Genomic DNA, 4382 nt, shown 5'->3' on the forward strand with positions numbered 1-4382 from the left:
TTAAAAGGTGCAATTGCATCACTACCAGATGGACCTGCGTTGTATTAGCTAGTTGGTGAGGTAACGGCTCACCAAGGCAACGATACATAGCCGACCTGAGAGGGTGATCGGCCACACTGGGACTGAGACACGGCCCAGACTCCTACGGGAGGCAGCAGTAGGGAATCTTCGGCAATGGACGGAAGTCTGACCGAGCAACGCCGCGTGAGTGAAGAAGGTTTTCGGATCGTAAAGCTCTGTTGTAAGAGAAGAACGAGTGTGAGAGTGGAAAGTTCACACTGTGACGGTATCTTACCAGAAAGGGACGGCTAACTACGTGCCAGCAGCCGCGGTAATACGTAGGTCCCGAGCGTTGTCCGGATTTATTGGGCGTAAAGCGAGCGCAGGCGGTTAGATAAGTCTGAAGTTAAAGGCTGTGGCTTAACCATAGTACGCTTTGGAAACTGTTTAACTTGAGTGCAAGAGGGGAGAGTGGAATTCCATGTGTAGCGGTGAAATGCGTAGATATATGGAGGAACACCGGTGGCGAAAGCGGCTCTCTGGCTTGTAACTGACGCTGAGGCTCGAAAGCGTGGGGAGCAAACAGGATTAGATACCCTGGTAGTCCACGCCGTAAACGATGAGTGCTAGGTGTTAGACCCTTTCCGGGGTTTAGTGCCGCAGCTAACGCATTAAGCACTCCGCCTGGGGAGTACGACCGCAAGGTTGAAACTCAAAGGAATTGACGGGGGCCCGCACAAGCGGTGGAGCATGTGGTTTAATTCGAAGCAACGCGAAGAACCTTACCAGGTCTTGACATCCCTCTGACCGCTCTAGAGATAGAGTTTTCCTTCGGGACAGAGGTGACAGGTGGTGCATGGTTGTCGTCAGCTCGTGTCGTGAGATGTTGGGTTAAGTCCCGCAACGAGCGCAACCCCTATTGTTAGTTGCCATCATTCAGTTGGGCACTCTAGCGAGACTGCCGGTAATAAACCGGAGGAAGGTGGGGATGACGTCAAATCATCATGCCCCTTATGACCTGGGCTACACACGTGCTACAATGGCTGGTACAACGAGTCGCAAGCCGGTGACGGCAAGCTAATCTCTTAAAGCCAGTCTCAGTTCGGATTGTAGGCTGCAACTCGCCTACATGAAGTCGGAATCGCTAGTAATCGCGGATCAGCACGCCGCGGTGAATACGTTCCCGGGCCTTGTACACACCGCCCGTCACACCACGAGAGTTTGTAACACCCGAAGTCGGTGAGGTAACCTTTTAGGAGCCAGCCGCCTAAGGTGGGATAGATGATTGGGGTGAAGTCGTAACAAGGTAGCCGTATCGGAAGGTGCGGCTGGATCACCTCCTTTCTAAGGATAAGGAACTGCACATTGGTCTTGTTTAGTCTTGAGAGGTCTTGTGGGGCCTTAGCTCAGCTGGGAGAGCGCCTGCTTTGCACGCAGGAGGTCAGCGGTTCGATCCCGCTAGGCTCCATTGGTGAGAGATCACCAAGTAATGCACATTGAAAATTGAATATCTATATCAAATAGTAACAAGAAAATAAACCGAAACGCTGTAGTATTAAAAGAGTTTATGACTGAAAGGTCAAAAAATAAGGTTAAGTTAATAAGGGCGCACGGTGGATGCCTTGGCACTAGGAGCCGAAGAAGGACGTGACAAACGACGATATGCCTTGGGTAGCTGTAAGTAAGCGATGATCCAGGGATTTCCGAATGGGGGAACCCAACAGGTACTACCTGTTACCCGCATCTGTTAAGGATGTGAGGAGGAAGACGCAGTGAACTGAAACATCTAAGTAGCTGCAGGAAGAGAAAGCAAAAGCGATTGCCTTAGTAGCGGCGAGCGAAACGGCAGGAGGGCAAACCGAAGAGTTTACTCTTCGGGGTTGTAGGACTGCAATGTGGACTCAAAGATTATAGAAGAATGATTTGGGAAGATCAGCCAAAGAGAGTAATAGCCTCGTATTTAAAATAGTCTTTGTACCTAGCAGTATCCTGAGTACGGCGGGACACGTGAAATCCCGTCGGAATCTGGGAGGACCATCTCCCAACCCTAAATACTCCCTAGTGACCGATAGTGAACCAGTACCGTGAGGGAAAGGTGAAAAGCACCCCGGGAGGGGAGTGAAATAGAACCTGAAACCGTGTGCCTACAACAAGTTCGAGCCCGTTAATGGGTGAGAGCGTGCCTTTTGTAGAATGAACCGGCGAGTTACGATATGATGCGAGGTTAAGTTGAAGAGACGGAGCCGCAGGGAAACCGAGTCTGAATAGGGCGCCTTAGTATCATGTCGTAGACCCGAAACCATGTGACCTACCCATGAGCAGGTTGAAGGTGCGGTAAGACGCACTGGAGGACCGAACCAGGGCACGTTGAAAAGTGCTTGGATGACTTGTGGGTAGCGGAGAAATTCCAAACGAACTTGGAGATAGCTGGTTCTCTCCGAAATAGCTTTAGGGCTAGCGTCGACATAAAGATTCTTGGAGGTAGAGCACTGTTTGGGTGAGGGGTCCATCCCGGATTACCAATCTCAGATAAACTCCGAATGCCAATGAATTATGGTCGGCAGTCAGACTGCGAGTGCTAAGATCCGTAGTCGAAAGGGAAACAGCCCAGACCACCAGCTAAGGTCCCAAAATAATTGTTAAGTGGAAAAGGATGTGGGGTTGCACAGACAACTAGGATGTTAGCTTAGAAGCAGCTATTCATTCAAAGAGTGCGTAATAGCTCACTAGTCGAGTGACCCTGCGCCGAAAATGTACCGGGGCTAAAACAATTTACCGAAGCTGTGGATACCTTTATAGGTATGGTAGGAGAGCGTTCTATGTGTGAAGAAGGTATACCGTGAGGAGTGCTGGAACGCATAGAAGTGAGAATGCCGGTATGAGTAGCGAAAGACAGGTGAGAATCCTGTCCACCGTAAGACTAAGGTTTCCAGGGGAAGGCTCGTCCGCCCTGGGTTAGTCGGGACCTAAGGAGAGACCGAAAGGTGTATCCGATGGACAACAGGTTGATATTCCTGTACTAGAGTATGTAGTGATGGAGGGACGCAGTAGGCTAACTAAAGCAGACGAATGGAAGTGTCTGTCTAAGCAGTGAGGTGTGATATGAGTCAAATGCTTATATCTATAACATTGAGCTGTGATGGGGAGCGAAGTTTAGTAGCGAAGTTAGTGACGTCACACTGCCAAGAAAAGCTTCTAGCGTTTAAACATACTCTACCCGTACCGCAAACCGACACAGGTAGTCGAGGCGAGTAGCCTCAGGTGAGCGAGAGAACTCTCGTTAAGGAACTCGGCAAAATGACCCCGTAACTTCGGGAGAAGGGGTGCTGACTTTAAGTCAGCCGCAGTGAATAGGCCCAAGCAACTGTTTATCAAAAACACAGCTCTCTGCTAAATCGTAAGATGATGTATAGGGGGTGACGCCTGCCCGGTGCTGGAAGGTTAAGAGGAGTGCTTAGGAGTAATCCGAAGGTTGAATTGAAGCCCCAGTAAACGGCGGCCGTAACTATAACGGTCCTAAGGTAGCGAAATTCCTTGTCGGGTAAGTTCCGACCCGCACGAAAGGCGTAATGATTTGGGCACTGTCTCAACGAGAGACTCGGTGAAATTTTAGTACCTGTGAAGATGCAGGTTACCCGCGACAGGACGGAAAGACCCCATGGAGCTTTACTGCAGTTTGATATTGAGTGTCTGTACCACATGTACAGGATAGGTAGGAGTCTATGAGATCGGGACGCCAGTTTCGAAGGAGACGTTGTTGGGATACTACCCTTGTGTTATGGCCACTCTAACCCGGATAGGTTATCCCTATCGGAGACAGTGTCTGACGGGCAGTTTGACTGGGGCGGTCGCCTCCTAAAAGGTAACGGAGGCGCCCAAAGGTTCCCTCAGAATGGTTGGAAATCATTCGCAGAGTGTAAAGGTATAAGGGAGCTTGACTGCGAGAGCTACAACTCGAGCAGGGACGAAAGTCGGGCTTAGTGATCCGGTGGTTCCGTATGGAAGGGCCATCGCTCAACGGATAAAAGCTACCCTGGGGATAACAGGCTTATCTCCCCCAAGAGTTCACATCGACGGGGAGGTTTGGCACCTCGATGTCGGCTCGTCGCATCCTGGGGCTGTAGTCGGTCCCAAGGGTTGGGCTGTTCGCCCATTAAAGCGGCACGCGAGCTGGGTTCAGAACGTCGTGAGACAGTTCGGTCCCTATCCGTCGCGGGCGTAGGAAATTTGAGAGGATCTGCTCCTAGTACGAGAGGACCAGAGTGGACTTACCGCTGGTGTACCAGTTGTCTTGCCAAAGGCATCGCTGGGTAGCTATGTAGGGAAGGGATAAACGCTGAAAGCATCTAAGTGTGAAACCCACCTCAAGATGAGATTTCCCA

General features: G+C 50.7%; 1 tRNA gene and 2 rRNA genes. All 3 read left to right on the top strand.

From position 1 onward, the window contains the following. Positions 1 to 1344: ribosomal RNA gene (locus GMD6S_RS10865) — 16S ribosomal RNA — on the top strand; the annotation flags it as partial. Between the two features lie 51 nt (positions 1345 to 1395). Next, positions 1396 to 1468 (top strand) — tRNA-Ala (locus tag GMD6S_RS10870). A gap of 122 nt (positions 1469 to 1590) precedes the next feature. Then, positions 1591 to 4382, top strand: a 23S ribosomal RNA gene (locus GMD6S_RS10875); the annotation flags it as partial.

The sequence above is a fragment of the Streptococcus sp. GMD6S genome (assembly GCF_000297015.1).